Source organism: Actinomycetes bacterium, from assembly GCA_022396035.1.
Taxonomy (GTDB): Bacteria; Actinomycetota; Humimicrobiia; order Humimicrobiales; family Humimicrobiaceae; genus Halolacustris.
Window position 1 is genome coordinate 1 of record JAIOXO010000007.1, and the last position, 15,829, is coordinate 15,829.

Sequence of the window (15,829 nt, forward strand, 5' to 3'; positions counted from 1 at the left end):
GTTATGTGATAGGTAATGGGACAATTTTAAAGATGCTGGGATTTAACCTGGGTGCGGTAGCGGGGTTTAACCATAAAAACAAAAAGCAAAGGAAGTACCCGGTAGACCCCGATACCATAAGAAAGTTTTTTGCTGACAGTGACCCGGCCGATCTAACCAAATGGTTTAACTATGATTTTTCCTCCTGGGTAAGAGCTAAAGGTGCCTACAAAAGCGGTATTTTTGTAGAGGATGCAAGCTATATCATCCTTCCTGATAACAAAAACTACCAAATGGCCGAGCGTGTATGGCTGGATAAGGATAAACACCATACAAACAAAGACACCCCCGGAGCAAAAGCTACCCTGTGCTACAAGCTTACCACCCTGCTTAATACAGACAGGCAAGGCAGCTACTACCTGTATGCAGGAGCAAGGCTAGACCCCGGAAATGTCCATGGCCTAAATGAAGGATGCAAGCTGGTAGATGGGTTTACTAAAAGTGGGGGGCATATAGATACCCTGCTGATGGATCGGGGCTATATTGGCGGGTCCACCCTTACCCACTACAAAAAGGACCTAAAGATAAACTGGGTGATTCCCCTAAGAAAAGACATGGACGCCTACAGTGATGTGATGGGCCTTGCCCGGGCTAAAAACCTAGACTGGAAGTCCTACTGCCTGGAGCAGGACGGGCAGGGCTTTACTAAAAGAAAGGAAGAGGTGGCTTCCTTTTTTAACATCGGCTCCTGGGAAAACCTCTTCTGCCCCTTGCATGTTTCTATAAAAAGGGAGACCGATTACGAAAACGGAGAGGTTAACTACTTTGTGCTGGCCCATAGCAAAAGATACAAATACCCCAGCCAGGCATTTGACCTCTATAAGAGGAGGACCACTATAGAGGAGCGCCACCGCCAGCTTAAAGAGTTCTGGGATCTGGCCAGGTTCAGCTCTCCTGCCTTCTCCCTGGTAGTAACCCAGATACTTACTAAACTTGCCACCTATTCCCTTATGCAGCTCTATCTTGTGCGGGCCGATATGGCCAAGTTAGCAAGAAAAACAATTGCTACCATAAAGAAAAAGGAAAGGGCGGGAGAGTGTGTGGTAATCCTTTATAGCGGAACCCATTACGGGGTATTTGACTTAGAAGAGTATAGCTTTATTATCATGAACTTAAAAACTGATGCCAAAAAAAGGTTTTCCCGGAGAATAAAAACCTGGAATAAGAGCCCTCCCCAGGACTAAGATATGGGAAAAACTTATGCTTGCTTGGTCTATTTTTTCAATAATTTTTGTCAAGGTCCCTAGCGGATCCATCTCTTTTTTCGCCACTTTCTAAAGCTTCTCCTAAGATCTGCGAAAAATTTCTCTAAAATGTTTCCCTTTTGGCTGCCCTGTATCAGAAAAAGTGCCAACTGCTTGGTCTCTGGGCCCATCGCCAGCCTGTTAGTGTCTGAATTGCAGGAATCATACTAAATCCTGTTGATTATAATCAGGAATGATTGTATTATTTTACCTGGCCGGAGTGGCGGAATTGGCAGACGCGCTGGACTCAAAATCCAGTGGGCCGCGAGGTCCGTGTCGGTTCGACCCCGACCTTCGGCACCAACTATTTGGAAAGTATTGAAGTCAGATTATAGAGATTTTTATTTATCTCCCGTTTATGGCTGAACACATAATCAAGCTCTACCAGCTTTATATCCCTGCCCTGGTAGGCAACCATACAGTCACTTTTACCCTGTTCAACCGCTTCTACTGCCATCTGGCCAAACTGGGCTGCCAGTATCCGGTCCAATAGCGTGGGAGACCCGCCCCTCTGTATATGGCCCAATACCGATACCCTTACTTCATGCCCCACCAGCAGCTTGATGGAAGAAGCTATGTCATGGGCATTGCCTGCTCCTTCAGCCACCATTAGCAGGGTATGCCTCTTGGTCCTGCGGTGATGCTTAATCTCGTCAGATATTTTTACCAGATCGAAATCAACTTCAGGGATAAGTACATAATCGGCAGCACAGGCTACCCCGGCATTAATAGCAATCATGCCCGAGTTCCTCCCCATAACCTCTATAACAAATAGGCGGTCATGGGAAGATGCAGTATCCCTTATCTTGGATACCAGGTCAATTATAACATTCAGAGCGGTATCAAAACCTATACTGTAATCAGTTCCAGGGATATCATTATCTATAGTGGCCGGTATGCCCACTACCTGTACCTCCCTCTGGTGTAAGTCATGGGCACCCCTGAAGGTTCCATCCCCGCCAAGGACTATGAGCCCTTCAATGTCATTTTCTTTTAAATTGTTTATAGCCTCCTGCATCCCCTTTTCAGTTTTAAACTTCCTGGAACGGGCAGAATAAAGGAAAGTTCCTCCCCGGTCTATGATTCCACCCACTGAATTCCGGTCGAGCTGAATAAAATTATTATTAATTAACCCTTTAAAACCCTCGTAGAAACCAAACACTTCATGCCCTCTGTAAATGGCATACCTGGTAATTGCCCTTATGGCAGCATTCATGCCGCTGGCATCTCCTCCACTGGTTAAAAGAGCTATTCTTTTCTTAGCCAAAACTAGTACTACCTCCTTCTATCTTCTAACTGGTCATAAATATCCCGGGGACTGATACCCTTTTCCGCCATCAGCACCAGCATGTGGTAAACCAGATCAGATATTTCATAGACCACATCCTCTTTTTTCTGGTGCTTGGCTGCCAGAATAACCTCGATGCATTCTTCCCCTACTTTTTTTAGTATCTGATCCAGGCCTTTCTGATGCAGGGAATAAGTATAGGAATCCGGCTGCTTCTTATCTATCCTGTCGGTTATTACCCGGTACACCTGATCCACTACAGTTTCTGCAGATCCCTGCTTAAAATTAAGATTAACCTGATTGCTGTCTTCCAGCTTTCTGTAAAAACAACTCATATTGCCGGTATGGCAGGCATGGCCCTTCTGCTCCACCAGAAACAACAAAGCATCCATATCGCAATCATACCTTATCTCTTTTATATACTGGTAGTTTCCCGAGGTGCTGCCCTTATTCCATAACTGGTTTCTGCTTCTGCTCCAGAACCAGGTGGTTTGGGTCTCTATGCTTTTCTGAAGCGATTCACGGTTAACATAGGCCAGCATAAGCACCTGTTTGCTCTTATAGTCCTGTACAATAGCGGGCAAAAGCCCTGTTTTATCTTCCATATTAAATCCTTACATTAATTCCCTGTGATTTTAAATACTGCTTGGCTTCCCTTACCGAATACTGTCCGTAGTGAAAAATAGAAGCCACCAATACCGCATCGGCGTCTGCTTCCTCTATTACCTGTTTTAAATGTTCCAGCTTACCTGCTCCTCCGGAAGCTATCACCGGTATATTAACCGCTGAAGTAACCGCTGCAGTAAGGGGTATATCGTAACCATCCTTGGTGCCATCCTTATCCATGCTGGTAAGCAGTATTTCCCCTGCACCCAGCTTCTCTACCTTTTTGGCCCATTCCACCGCATCCAGGCCGGTAGGTGTCCTTCCCCCATGGGTATAAACTTCCCAGCCCTGTTCGCCGGCCTTGGCATCAATAGCTACCACTATGCACTGGCTGCCAAAAATTCTGGCTGCCTTACTGATAAGGCTGCTGTCATTAACCGCCGCCGTATTGATGGATACCTTATCTGCCCCTTTTTTAAGGATCTCCCGTATATCCTCTATCCCGCTTATCCCCCCGCCGATAGTATAGGGGATAAATACCTTCTGGGCTGCCTTGGAAGCCAGCTCAATTACAGTTTTTCTCTTCTCATGGGAAGCGGTTATATCCAGAAAAACCACCTCATCTGCCCCTTCCCGGTCATAAAAAGCAGCCAGCTCTACCGGATCGCCTGCATCCTTTAGATTTACAAATTCTACACCTTTAACTACTCTGCCCTGATTTACATCAAGACAGGGTATTATCCTTTTGGTTATCATTGCCCAGCCTCCCTTATGGCCTGCTTTAAATCAATTTTTCCTTCATAGATAGCTTTACCGGTTATGGCCCCTGCCACTCCCAGCTGCCTGAGTTCCCTTATGTCCTCCATGCTGGATACTCCCCCGGCAACAATTAAATTCAAACCGGTGGTCTCCATTATGGATTTGATTAGGTCCCTGTTAATGCCTTTTAGCATTCCGTCCCTGCTTACATCGGTAACAATAACATGGCTTATGCCCAGACTGTAAATCTTCTGGCCAAAACTGAATATGTTCAGCCCCGAATCCTGCTGCCACCCTTTGGTTAAGATTCTGCCCTGGCTGTCAAAATCAAGGCTCAGGCAAATCCTTTCTTCAAACTGGCGGCTGGCTTCCTCCAAAAAATCTATATCCTCTATGGCCCTGGTACCCAGAATAGCTCTGTCAATCCCTGCCTCCAGAACCTGTTCAAGAGTGGAAAAATCTCTTATACCTCCGCCCATCTGCACCCATACACCAGTAATTTGCTTTATAGCTGCAGCCACCTCCAGGTTCTGAATATTTCCTGTCCTGGCTCCATCCAGATCTATTATATGTATCCAGCTGGCTCCCGCCTGCTTCAGGCTCAAAGCCACCTTAACCGGATCCCGGTCATAGATCTTCTTGGTATCAAACTTACCCCGGCTGAGCCTTACACAGGCTCCTCCTATAAGGTCAATGGCCGGTATTACCAGCATCACTGCTCCCTGACGGTTAATTTTATAAAATTCTCTAAAATCCTGAGGCCAGCGGTGGAACTCTTCTCCGGATGAAACTGAAAAGCATAAGCCAACCCCTGGTTTATACCGGCTACAATATCAATCCCGTGGTTGGTAGTACTGGAAATTATGGTCCTGTCATGCGGAGCCACATGATAGGAGTGAACAAAATAAAAATGCTGGCCGCTTTCTATGCCTTCAAACAAAGGATTGGGCTTAACAATATTTATAAGGTTCCAACCCATATGGGGAACCTTCTGTATGGCCGGAATTCTTTCCACCACACCCTTAAATACTCCCAGTCCCCTAGTCTTTCCGTCCTCCATGCTGTATTCAAACAGCAGCTGGAAACCCAGACATATCCCCAGAAAAGGCTTCCTGCCCATCAGGTCCCTGATGGTGTCCTTAAGCCCCAGACGGGTCAGGCTGTTCATAGCATCCGAAAAAGCTCCCACGCCGGGAAGCACCACTCCAGCCGCCTTATTGATAACTGCAATATCAGAGGTCACCCTGACCTCTGCCCCCTGTCTTTTCAGGGCATTTTTAACACTACTTATATTGCCCATATTGTAATCTATAATAGCTATATACATAATTATTCCCTGCCTGAAGTGATTAAAGGATACCTTTGGTGGAGGGGATATCCGTGCCTTCTATCCTGGTAGCCTGGTGAAGGGTTATACCCACCGCTTTAAATACTGCTTCTATAATATGGTGAGAATTTATACCAGAATTTTTGGTTATATGCAGATTAAAACCGCCATTGGAGATCATCGCCCTGAAGAAATCCTCGGTCACTGAAGTATTAAAGCCCTGAATATCTTCAGCAGCCATATCCACATCAAACCTTAAATAAGGCCTCCCGCCCAAATCTACAGCCACCGTAACCCGGGCATCATCCATACAGATTATAGTGTGGGCAAACCTTTTTATGCCCTGTTTCTGAGCCAGGCATTCCTTTAAAGCCAGCCCCAGACAGATTCCAGTGTCCTCAACAAGGTGATGTGAGCCTACCTCCAGATCCCCGGCAGCTTCCAACTGCAAACCAAACCGGCCATGCTTGCACCAGCTGCCAAGCATATGATCAAAAAAGGGCAAACCGGTATCAATACTGGTTTCATCCCTTTTATCCAGATCAAGCCTCAGTTTAATATTAGTTTCCAGAGTTTTTCGATTAATCTGGCTGCTACGGCTTTGATTTTCCATCTATTACCTTACCTATTCTTTCCGTAAACTCATTTATTTCCTCATATTTTACCCGGTAGCTCACCATATTGGCAACCAGTCTGGTGGTAGAAACCATAATGGTTTCCATCTCGACCAGGTCATTTTCCTTCAAAGTCTGTCCGGTGGCAGTAATATCTACTATCTCTTCGGCAATTCCCAGAATGGGTCCCAGTTCTACCGAACCATGCAGTTTAATTATCTCCGCCTGCATACCCTTCCGGTCAAAAAACTTTTTAGCCACATGGGGATACTTGGTAGCAATCCTTATGGAGCCAAAATGTTCATAATGGCTCTTTACTTCTTCTACGCAGTCCTTCCTGGTGGCCACAATAAGCCTGCAGGTTCCTGTTCCCACATCCAGAAGCTCATAAACATTGCTCTCCTTTTCTGCCAGCACATCTTTGCCTACAAAACCCAGATCACAGGCCCCGTATTCAACATAAACCGGTACATCCATGGGTCGGGCAATCACATACTTTATATCCCTTTGGGGAGAATAAACAAAAAGCTTGCGGTTATCTTTCAGCAGGTTGCTGACATCATATCCGGCATCCCCCATAAGCTGTATGCAGTCCTTTTTTAAATACCCTTTGGGTATGGCTATGTTAAGTGTTGGTTTTTTCATGTATATATTTTAAAAATTTATCAGTTTCCATTTCAAATTTTCGGCCGCTGCCTACTTCTACCGCCTCAACCTTCTGCAGGTCTTCTGAACAGATGCAGGCTAAATCCATATCCCTGGACCGGGCTTCAGCCCCAGCTTCCCTGTCCTTGCCCCAGAAGAGTTCCACGCAGGCTCCGCTTTTCCTCATCTTATCCGATAACTGCACAAAAGCGGCATAATCATGCACTTTCCCTGCCAGCAATACCCTGTAATCATCCATGTACGGCAGCAGTATACTGCTGTCCATGGATTTGTGCAGCATATCCAGATCAAGGGCAAAACCGGTGGCGGCAACCCCCATGCCAAATTTCTTAATCAGCCTGTCATAGCGTCCCCCGTTACCCAATAGATCAGTGGTAACTGCAGAATACACCTCAAAAAGCAGGCCGGAATAATAATCAAACTCCCTCAATATGCTCAAATCTACTAACAATTTATGGCCATATCCCATCTGCTCCAGCACCTTATAAACCTTTTCCAGATAATTCAGGCCCCTGTCAGCTTTACCCAGATTTACCTGGGCCAGTGCCTGTTTGAGATGTTCCAGATTCTGCTGTGGTTTTATAAGGGACATAAAAACCCGGGTTTTATGTTTATCTTTTTGGCCCAGAAACTGGTTTATGACCACAAAGTTTTTCTTAACCAGACTTTCCTTTATAAACCGGCTGTCCTTCTGGTTCAGCCCAAACCATTCACACAGCCCCTCAATAATCTGCACCTGGCCCAGGCCTATTTTGTAATCCCTGAACCCCAGTTCCCTCAAAACATGGTTAAGTATGGTCAGTATTTCCACATCAGCAGTAAAACTATCATTGCCTATAAGCTCCAGGCCTGCCTGGCTGTAAACCCTTTTAACCCCTTCCTGCAGCGCTGACTGCCTGAAGGAGTTGGCAAAATAGCAGAAACGTGCCGGAAGCTGATTTTTCTTTATCCTCATGCCGGTCAGTCTGGCTATGGGTATAGTCATATCCGTACGCAAAGATACCAGGCTGCCGTCTATATCAAAAAAATTAATAAGCTTGTTGGACCACTTGCTTCCCACCCCTGTAGAGATGTTTTTGGTATATTCCACTACCGGGGTCTTTACTTCTCCATAACCCCACTGCCTGAACTGGCGGCTTATTATATCTCCAATCACCTTACGTTCCCTGCACTCCAGGGGAAATATATCCCTGAAACCGTAGGGAAGCTTTACCATCAGGTTTTCACTTTCAGATTCAAACATTATTACCAAAAATTTTTTTAATATAAGTTTTGAATAATATTATATTTTACCCTAAAAGTAAAATTAAAGGGATGCCAGGCGCTGCTCTTCGGTTAAAATTTCTCCCTTAGAGCCAACCGCAACATTGGCTCCATTTACAAAAACAGTCCTGACCTTGCCGCTGGCCGCCTTCATACCATGCAGATGGGGAGCATCCATGACCCCCCTTCCAATAGCCTCTGCTATTATAGCAGGGGCTGTCAGGGGGTCCTGGTATCTGTTCTGTTTATCCAGTTTCCTGATTTTTTCCAATATAAGTTCAGCTTCAGCTATTAACTGCTGTTTGCGGCTCTGCACCCTGTCATCATTTTTCATATCCGGACATCCCGCCAGGCAATTGGTTATGGCTTTTCTGGCAATTTTGGACGATTCAATAATATCCTCCGTTTTAGCAGCATGATTGGCCTCACAATAGGCCACTACATGAACAATATGCGGGTTCAGCTGCATCTGAAGCATGGTAGAAGTGGCCAGCTGTGCCTTGCCCTCATCATAATCAGCGGGGTAACTGTACAGCCCGGCCCTGGTCTGCCTCAGACTGGTAAACCTCTCATCATGCAGCTGCTCAATCATCTGAACCTTGGCCAGCATTTTGCCCAGATCCATGGTAAATGAAGTTTCTGGAGGAGTGTTAAACATATACTGGGAGACATAAACCCTAACCCCCATTTTTTTTGCATTATAGGCAGCCAGATAAGCAGCAGCTACCGCCACCGAATCCGGTGAATATCTAAGGCTCCAGTGATGGGATTCATTTACCTCTACCGGTATATCCCGCTGGCCATGCCAGGCCATAACCTTCTGGTTTTCCTCAATAGCCTGCTGCAGCTTTCTATGACTGCGATTATCCAGCTCATTATACCAGCACAGAGGAACAGCGCACCAGGCATTATTTATAGTATCCTTAAGTACCTGGGCCATCCTCAGAATATCATTGGTGCCGCTGTAACATCTCATAATAGGATAATTGCCCCGCCTGGTAGCCTCGAAAAGCCTTCTGAAATCCTGCTCCGATCTTACCGGAACCCCACCGGCACCATCCTGGCTGTGGTCCATTTCTTCCGGATGAAAAAAGTACTCCTGGGTATTCTGGTCCGGTCCTATGGATACCACATCGATGACTCCGCTTTCAGCCAGTTTGTTTATCCCCTCTATGGTATCCTCCAGATCAGGCTGGCCAAAATGGTGTCTTATTACCGGAAAAGGCGATAAGAAGTCTATCCTGTCCACCAGATTCTGGGGTGGTTTTACCTGCTCTTCGGTTATCTCTCCCTGCTTGAGGTATGACACCACCTGATCCCTGGTTTCCTCTCCGGTAAACATAACATCAAAAATATTTAAATCCCTGGCAGCCTCGGTCACCGGCCTGGTGCCCCCCAGGATAAAGGATATACTATCCCTGTATTTGCCTGCTACCTGTTTATCAAACTGCTCTAAAAGTAACCGGGCATTATCCGGGGATAAACGGTAACTTACTGCTACAATATCCGGTTTATATTCTTCTATGGCCTCGATAATTTGTTCAAACTTGCAGGCCGGCCCCAAAAACCTGGTCTGGTACCCGTATTGTTGGGCCAGGTTTAAAAAATTAATCACCCCGGCAACATGCACGCAACTGCCTATGCTGGCACCCAGTATTTTCTTCATAAAATTTACTCCTGTAACTCTCCCTTTGTTAATTTTTGTTTAATCTGCGCCATATCCAGCCCTTCCAGCCCCAGGGTAGACAGGTTACGGCCTGCCTTCCGGAAATCTTTCTTAAAAATGGAATCAGCAATATTGATAAGAGAGTCAATTATGGGCGTTTTTACCCCCAGTATCTTACCGAATTCAGATATGGGAACCAGGCTCATGGGGACATCTTCGGTAATATACCTTACATTGGTAGTTCTGGGAGCCATGATGCCCACGTATCCGGGATTGCTGTGTATGGCATCAAACAGATTGTCCTCTACCACATTATAGGCCATGCCCAGCCAGTCAATAGCCGAATAGACATTGGGACAATTAAGTTTATGGGCTACCTTGACCCTCTCTTCATCCACAGCTTCCAGAATGGAAGCCACCGACTGGGTAACCCCTTCTATATAGAACTGGAAATTTCCCAGCGTAGATTCAATCCGGGAGGCATTTAAAATAGTTATGGCTGGATGAAATACTGCCCCCATATTATTAAAGGAAGTTTCCACTACATTGCTGGCGGGGATAAACTCTTTAAAAGCCTGATTAAGCTTCTTTAAAACCATTGCGGTAGCACTGGAAGGTATGGCCGCTACCGGTATGGCCTGTTTTATCCTGAAAATCCTGGCAGTAGCCGGACCCATGCCCCTACTGGCATAAATAAAGGTCTGGGCTTCTGCTACAATTACTTTCCGGTTATTGTCATGGGCTCTCAAGGCATTTAGAAACTCCAGTGCTCCACAGGTTCTTCCAGGGTTTAAAACCACAATTTGCCCATCCTCCAAATAGGGCGCGCACCTCTGGGCAATAGAAGCATGGGCATTGGCCGGAACCACTACCATTATAACATCCGCGCCCTTTATTACTTTGTCTATCCTATTGGAAGATAGCTTCAGCTTGCCGAAACCGCTGACCTCACCTTCCAGCTCGATACCCTTTAACTTTATAATTGGTTTTATACGTACCAAAGTACGGTTATAAAGGTTTACATCAAAGCCTTTAATAGCCAGGTGGGCAGCAATAGCTTTACCACCATGGCCTGCCCCCACAACCGCGAATTTAAGGTCATGCAAAATTACTCCTTTCTTCGGTTGGCACTTCTTGCCAATGGACATTGTCACTAAAATTATCCTTTAGTTTATCTACAAATGAATGGTTAAAATCTATACAAAAATCATGGGGCAGATGGAATTTCTTTCTATGGCCGCCATTACCATTTTTTACCACCATAAGCTCAACTTTGGTTTGGCCCTGGTTATCCTTTAGCAGTTGATACAGTTTATCTATCAGGTCATGATTAAGTGACTGCTCTTCTATGGATAATATCACTTTCGCTGCTGGTTTTTTTACAGAAGCCTCCTGATTGTCGGAAGCTGTCTGAACAGGGACTGTATGGCTGTCCTCTCTTCCCAGCAAGCTTACTTCAGAAGCGATTATCTTAAACTGGTCTTCTTTCTTGTCCAGCCGGCCTGCTATCCTGACAATCTTCTCTTCAAGCAGGACATCCTTATTCTTTTCCAGAACATTGGGAAACACTATAATCTCTACACTTTCACTGATATCTTCCAGGGTAACAAACAGCATCTGCTTGTTGTTTTTGGTAAAAATAGATTTAATGCCGGCAATAATGCCTCCCACTTCAATATTGGTCTTATCCCTTAGATCGGCAAGCTGGTGTAATGGAGTCAAACTTCTTAAGGCCTGACTGAATTCCTTAAGAGGATGCCCGCTGATATATAAGCCCAGCATCTCCTTTTCAAAATTAAGCAGTTCCTTCTGGGCAAACTCTCCATATCCTGCAGCTTTTTCCATTAAACTGCCCAGCATAACATCCTCCTGCTGGCCTTCCTGGGAATCAAACAGGGAAAACTGCCCTGCCTGTCTGTCTTTTCTGACCTTCAGGGTTTCTTCTACAATCCTTTCATAATGCTCCAGAAGGAATTTGCGGCTGAGTTTAAGGGAATCAAAGGCACCACATTTAATAAGGCTTTCCAGTGTCTTTTTGTTTAGGGCAGCTGAGGTTATGCGCTGGCAGAAATCTATAAAATCTTCAAACTTTCCACCCTTTTTCCTCTCTTTTTCAATCTCTTCTATCACATTAGACCCCACATTTTTAATAGCAGAAAGACCAAACCTTATAGAATCTGTTACTACCGTAAAATCTGAATAACTTTCATTAATATCCGGCGGCAGAACTTCTATCCCCAATCTCCTGGTTTCATTAACATACTGGGCTACCTTTTCCTGGCTGCCCATCCTTATGCTGAGCAGCGCAGCCATAAATTCCACCGGGTAATTGGCCTTCAGGTAGGCGGTCTGGTAAGAGATCATGGCATAAGCGGTACTGTGTGACTTATTGAAACCGTATTCGGCAAAATGATTTATAAGCTCAAACACCTTTTGGGCCGTTTTTTCTTCAATTCCCTTACCTTTGGCCCCCTGAAGAAATTTGGTTTTTTGCCTGGCCAAAAGCTTGCGCTTTTTCTTGCTTATAGCACTACGCAGTATATCTGCCTCAGACATGGTAAACCCGGCCAGTTCACTGGCAATAGCCATTACCTGCTCCTGATACAAAATGATGCCATAGGTACTTTCCAGTATGGGCTTCAAGCTGGGATGGGGATAATTTATTTTCTTCCTGCCGTTTTTTGCTTCCACAAAATCAGAAACCATTCCACTCTGCAGCGGACCGGGGCGGTACAGGGCCAGCAGAGCCACCAGATCTTCAAAACGGCTGGGCTTCAAGTTTATTACCAGCTCCCTCATTCCCGAGCTTTCCAGCTGGAACACACCCAGACATTCGCCATCGCTTAACATCCTGAAAGTCTTTTTATCTTCCAGGTCCAGGGTATCAGTATCTATATCTATGTTCTTGGTCTTGCTGATAAAAAACAGGGTTTTATCTATCAGGGACAGGGTTTTTAAACCCAGAAAATCCATCTTGAGCAGCCCAATCTCCTGCACATCTTCCATTTTATACTGGGTTACTATATCTTCATTTCCTTCCCTCTGTATGGGGGTGTAGTTAAAGAGATCCTGGGCGGAAATGACTACTCCCGCTGCATGTATGGAGTCCTGCCTGCATATTCCTTCCAGGGAACTAGCAGTATCAATTACTTCCTTTATTGTTGCATCCTTTTCATACATCTCTTTTAAGTCTGCAACCTGATCCAGTGAATTCTGTATGGTTACATTAAGTTCCATGGGAATCATCTTGGCAATTTTATCCACCTCCGCATAAGGCACCTCCAGAACCCTTCCTGCATCCCTTATGGCCTGCCTGGCAGCCATGGTGCCAAAGGTTATGAGCTGGGCTACCCTGTTTTCCCCATATTTTTGGGTAACGTATTTTATAACCTCACTTCTCTTCTCATAGCAGAAGTCTATATCAATATCAGGCATACTTTTTCTTTCCTCGTTAAGGAACCTTTCAAAAAGAAGACCATATTTTAGGGGTTCAATATCGGTAATCTTTAACACATAGGAAACAATACTTCCCGCGGCCGATCCCCTGCCCGGGCCTACCCTGATATTGTTCTTTTTGGCAAACTGGACAAAATCCCATACGATTAGAAAGTATTCAGAAAACCCCATTTTTTCAATTACCGACAGTTCCTTTTCCAGTCTCTGCTTAATTTCCGGGGTCAGCTCTCCATATCTATCCTCCGCTCCCTTATAGCAGATTTCTTTAAGGTAAGAGTCGGGGCTATGGGAAGAAGGTACCCTGTAGGGAGGAATTAAGCTTAACCCGAATTCCAGCTCCACATTACATTTCTCTGCTATATCCAGTGTATTTTCAACAGCCTGGGGGTAGTGGCCAAGCTTTTTGAACATCTGCTGATAACTTTTAAAGTAAAATTCATTAGATGAAAACTTCAACCTGTCAGTCTGGTTAATGGTGGAACCGGTCTGTATGCACAGCAATGCGTCATGTGCCCGGCTATGCTCCTGTTCCAGATAATGGACATCATTGGTAGCCACCAGCGGCACCCCGTATTTCCTGGAAAAATCCACCAGCTGGGTGTTTACCTGCTCCTGTCCCGGAATCCCTGAATCCTGTACCTCCAGGTAAAAATTACCCTCTCCAAATATATTCAAATATGTATCCAGGGCTTTTTTGGCCAGGTCATCCCTTCCCGCCTGAAACATCTTGGGTATCTTTCCGGATATGCAACCGCTTAAAGCCAGGATTCCTTCACTGTACTGCCTCAGCAGCTCTTCATCTATTCTGGGTTTATAATAGAAACCTTCCAGAAAGCTCATGCTTACCAATTTCATAAGGTTCTGGTAACCAGTCTTATTCCTGGCCAGCAGGGTAAGATGAAAGGGGGCCGAGTCCTTAAGACTGCTGCCGCTGGCCTGTTTAAGATGCCTGCTTTTGGGGGCCTGGTAAACCTCACAGCCTATAATAGGCTTTACTCCCTGGCTCACCGCCTGCCTATAAAAATCTATGATGCCGTACATTACTCCGTGGTCGGTCAGGGCTACCGCCGGCATATTAAGCTGTTTTGCTTTCTGAACCAGTTCTTTTATACGAACTGCCCCATCCAGCAATGAATACTCGCTATGAACATGTAAATGGACAAAATTATTCTTCGAAGCCATATATCAATAAACCACCCTATACATCTCTTCCAAGGAAGTAACTCCTTCAGCTACTTTTTCTGCCGCTCTTTCCAACAAAGTTTTCATTCCCTCTGACCGGGAAGTTTCGGTTATATCATCAACACTTCGTCTTCGCAGCAGCATTTCCCTAATCTTTTTAGAAACCACCAGCACTGAAAATATGCCGGTTCTGCCCTTGTAGCCCAGATTATTGCATTTGCTGCAACCTACCGCTTTATAAATCTTGTGTCCTTTTAAGACTTCCATTGTATCCTGGTCAATATTATAATTTTCAAGGTCTGCTTCCACCTTGCATTCTTCACACAGGACCCTCACCAGCCTCTGGGCCACTATTCCGCTAATAGCCGAAGAAATCATATAGGATTCCACTCCCATCTGAAGCAGCCGGGCCAGAGTAGAAGGTGCATCATTGGTATGGAGAGTGGTAAGCACCAGGTGCCCGGTTACCGCAGCCTGCATAACTATCTTGGCTGTCTCCAGATCCCTGATCTCTCCCACCATAATTATATCCGGGTCGCTTCTAAGCATGGCCCGTAAACCCCTTGAAAAATCCATCCCTATTTTGGAATTAACCTGAACCTGCATAATGGAGCCCAGCCTGTATTCCACCGGATCCTCTATGGTAAATATTTTCTTGTCCGGGCTGGATATCTTATTCAGGCTGGCATAGAGGGTGGTGGTCTTGCCCGACCCGGTAGGACCGGTAATAACTATGGACCCGTGCGGCTGGACAATCATTTTTTTAAATTTCTCTTCATCTTCCTCTTCCATGCCCAGATTCTTGATATAGAAAAGGTTTTCGCTTACATTCAGCAGCCTTATAGTAATATTCTCCCCAAAAACGGTTGGTATGGAGGCAAACCTCAGGTCAATGGTATTTCCATGATAATTAAAAGAACTTCTTCCGTCCTGAGACAGCCTGCTCTCAGTTATATCCATGCCTCCCATTATTTTATATCTGGAAATAAGCAGTCGCTGCACCGTTTTAGGAACATCTTTGATCTTCTGCATAACTCCATCTATTCTGAACCTTATGGAGCAATTCTTTTCCTGGGGTTCTATATGTATATCGCTGGCTCCCATAGAAATAGCCTTCAGTATGATCCGGTTGGCCAGCTTGACCAGGGGATTTCCTTCCACTACCTCGTCTTCAAACTTTTCAGTTATGATAAAGTCCTGGTCATCTATTATCTCTTTTATCTCCTGCAGGCTGTAGTCATCACTCATAAATATTTTTATAGCACTATCTATATTATCCTTGGTGGCTATATAGGGCTTTATATTATAACCGGTAATAAGCCTGATCTCATCTATAAGGTTTATATCCAAAGGATCAAACATGGCCACGGACAAACTATTGTTCTCCAGGTTAAAGGAAAATACCTTTCTCCTGGAGGCAAAATCCCTGGGTATTAAATTTACCACCCCGGGTTCAATGGATTCCTGATTTTGTACCAGGTCAATGGTCTCAAAGCCTTTCTGAAAAGAGAGGACTTCTACCAGCTCCTCGGCAGTGATATAGCCCTTGTCTATCATAATCTTACCCAGCTTTTCACCGGATTTTTCCTGGGATTTTAATGCATTTTGCAGCTGTTCCTGGGTTATAAGGTTTTTTCTTAAAAGAATCTGCCCCAGTCTCTCTCTATCCAAATCTTGCGCCCTTCCTAATACCAGTTAATATCATTGACTTAATTATAA

The 15,829-nt window shown here is 45.1% G+C and carries 13 protein-coding genes and 1 tRNA gene; 2 read left to right on the forward strand and 12 right to left on the reverse strand.

Annotated features, from left to right (window positions below):
- Together K9H14_03530 and K9H14_03535 are read left to right on the forward strand one after the other, a co-directional pair.
- Window positions 1-1,223, forward strand: a 1,223-nt coding sequence (locus K9H14_03530; GenBank protein ID MCG9479263.1) for a transposase, incomplete at its 5' end; no start/stop codon positions are given.
- 274 nt (window positions 1,224-1,497) lie between these two features.
- Window positions 1,498-1,586 (forward strand) — tRNA-Leu (locus K9H14_03535).
- A gap of 1 nt (window position 1,587) precedes the next feature.
- On the opposite strand, the gene K9H14_03540 is transcribed toward K9H14_03535, so the two are convergent.
- The 12 genes from K9H14_03540 to K9H14_03595 form a co-directional block, all read right to left on the reverse strand.
- Window positions 1,588-2,499: a 6-phosphofructokinase gene (locus K9H14_03540; GenBank protein ID MCG9479264.1), complete on the reverse strand. Its 912-nt coding sequence runs from the start codon at window positions 2,497-2,499 to the stop codon at window positions 1,588-1,590.
- 59 nt (window positions 2,500-2,558) lie between these two features.
- Window positions 2,559-3,176 (reverse strand): bifunctional phosphoribosyl-AMP cyclohydrolase/phosphoribosyl-ATP diphosphatase HisIE, encoded by a 618-nt coding sequence (gene hisIE / locus K9H14_03545; GenBank protein MCG9479265.1) that lies wholly within the window; start codon window positions 3,174-3,176, stop codon window positions 2,559-2,561.
- A gap of 1 nt (window position 3,177) precedes the next feature.
- A complete protein-coding gene (hisF, locus tag K9H14_03550) occupies window positions 3,178-3,933 on the reverse strand; it encodes an imidazole glycerol phosphate synthase subunit HisF (protein ID MCG9479266.1) in 756 nt (251 codons plus the stop codon).
- Window positions 3,930-4,649 carry a 1-(5-phosphoribosyl)-5-[(5-phosphoribosylamino)methylideneamino]imidazole-4-carboxamide isomerase gene (hisA, locus tag K9H14_03555; GenBank protein MCG9479267.1) on the reverse strand — a complete coding sequence of 240 codons (720 nt, stop codon included), beginning with the start codon at window positions 4,647-4,649 and terminating at the stop codon, window positions 3,930-3,932. The genes hisF and hisA overlap by 4 nt, the downstream gene beginning before the upstream one ends.
- Window positions 4,649-5,263 carry an imidazole glycerol phosphate synthase subunit HisH gene (gene hisH / locus K9H14_03560; protein ID MCG9479268.1) on the reverse strand — a complete coding sequence of 205 codons (615 nt, stop codon included), beginning with the start codon at window positions 5,261-5,263 and terminating at the stop codon, window positions 4,649-4,651. The genes hisA and hisH overlap by 1 nt, the downstream gene beginning before the upstream one ends.
- A gap of 22 nt (window positions 5,264-5,285) precedes the next feature.
- Window positions 5,286-5,876 carry an imidazoleglycerol-phosphate dehydratase HisB gene (hisB, locus tag K9H14_03565; protein ID MCG9479269.1) on the reverse strand — a complete coding sequence of 197 codons (591 nt, stop codon included), beginning with the start codon at window positions 5,874-5,876 and terminating at the stop codon, window positions 5,286-5,288.
- A complete protein-coding gene (gene hisG / locus K9H14_03570) occupies window positions 5,857-6,522 on the reverse strand; it encodes an ATP phosphoribosyltransferase (protein ID MCG9479270.1) in 666 nt (221 codons plus the stop codon). The genes hisB and hisG overlap by 20 nt, the downstream gene beginning before the upstream one ends.
- Entirely contained in the window at window positions 6,503-7,786 is a 1,284-nt protein-coding gene (locus K9H14_03575; protein ID MCG9479271.1) for an ATP phosphoribosyltransferase regulatory subunit, read from the reverse strand. The genes hisG and K9H14_03575 overlap by 20 nt, the downstream gene beginning before the upstream one ends.
- Window positions 7,787-7,849: 63 nt before the next feature.
- Window positions 7,850-9,472: a cobalamin B12-binding domain-containing protein gene (locus tag K9H14_03580; protein ID MCG9479272.1), complete on the reverse strand. Its 1,623-nt coding sequence runs from the start codon at window positions 9,470-9,472 to the stop codon at window positions 7,850-7,852.
- A 5-nt stretch (window positions 9,473-9,477) separates the two neighbouring features.
- Window positions 9,478-10,578 (reverse strand): NAD/NADP octopine/nopaline dehydrogenase family protein, encoded by a 1,101-nt coding sequence (locus K9H14_03585; GenBank protein MCG9479273.1) that lies wholly within the window; start codon window positions 10,576-10,578, stop codon window positions 9,478-9,480.
- On the reverse strand, window positions 10,571-14,110 hold the full coding sequence (locus K9H14_03590) for a DNA polymerase III subunit alpha (GenBank protein ID MCG9479274.1): 3,540 nt from the start codon (window positions 14,108-14,110) through the stop codon (window positions 10,571-10,573). The genes K9H14_03585 and K9H14_03590 overlap by 8 nt, the downstream gene beginning before the upstream one ends.
- 3 nt (window positions 14,111-14,113) lie before the next feature.
- Window positions 14,114-15,781: a GspE/PulE family protein gene (locus K9H14_03595; GenBank protein ID MCG9479275.1), complete on the reverse strand. Its 1,668-nt coding sequence runs from the start codon at window positions 15,779-15,781 to the stop codon at window positions 14,114-14,116.
- Window positions 15,782-15,829: the final 48 nt, after the last annotated feature.

What these genes read in the sequence shown, in the direction of transcription:
- hisA (MCG9479267.1), bottom strand. Translation starts at nt 4,649, where the DNA reads ATGCTGGTAATACCGGCCATTGACCTTATAGGAGGAGCCTGTGTAAGG.
- K9H14_03540 (MCG9479264.1), bottom strand. Translation starts at nt 2,499, where the DNA reads ATGAATGCTGCCATAAGGGCAATTACCAGGTATGCCATTTACAGAGGG.
- hisB (MCG9479269.1), bottom strand. Translation starts at nt 5,876, where the DNA reads ATGGAAAATCAAAGCCGTAGCAGCCAGATTAATCGAAAAACTCTGGAA.
- K9H14_03580 (MCG9479272.1), bottom strand. Translation starts at nt 9,472, where the DNA reads ATGAAGAAAATACTGGGTGCCAGCATAGGCAGTTGCGTGCATGTTGCC.
- K9H14_03590 (MCG9479274.1), bottom strand. Translation starts at nt 14,110, where the DNA reads ATGGCTTCGAAGAATAATTTTGTCCATTTACATGTTCATAGCGAGTAT.
- hisF (MCG9479266.1), bottom strand. Translation starts at nt 3,933, where the DNA reads ATGATAACCAAAAGGATAATACCCTGTCTTGATGTAAATCAGGGCAGA.
- hisIE (MCG9479265.1), bottom strand. Translation starts at nt 3,176, where the DNA reads ATGGAAGATAAAACAGGGCTTTTGCCCGCTATTGTACAGGACTATAAG.
- hisH (MCG9479268.1), bottom strand. Translation starts at nt 5,263, where the DNA reads ATGTATATAGCTATTATAGATTACAATATGGGCAATATAAGTAGTGTT.
- hisG (MCG9479270.1), bottom strand. Translation starts at nt 6,522, where the DNA reads ATGAAAAAACCAACACTTAACATAGCCATACCCAAAGGGTATTTAAAA.
- K9H14_03575 (MCG9479271.1), bottom strand. Translation starts at nt 7,786, where the DNA reads ATGTTTGAATCTGAAAGTGAAAACCTGATGGTAAAGCTTCCCTACGGT.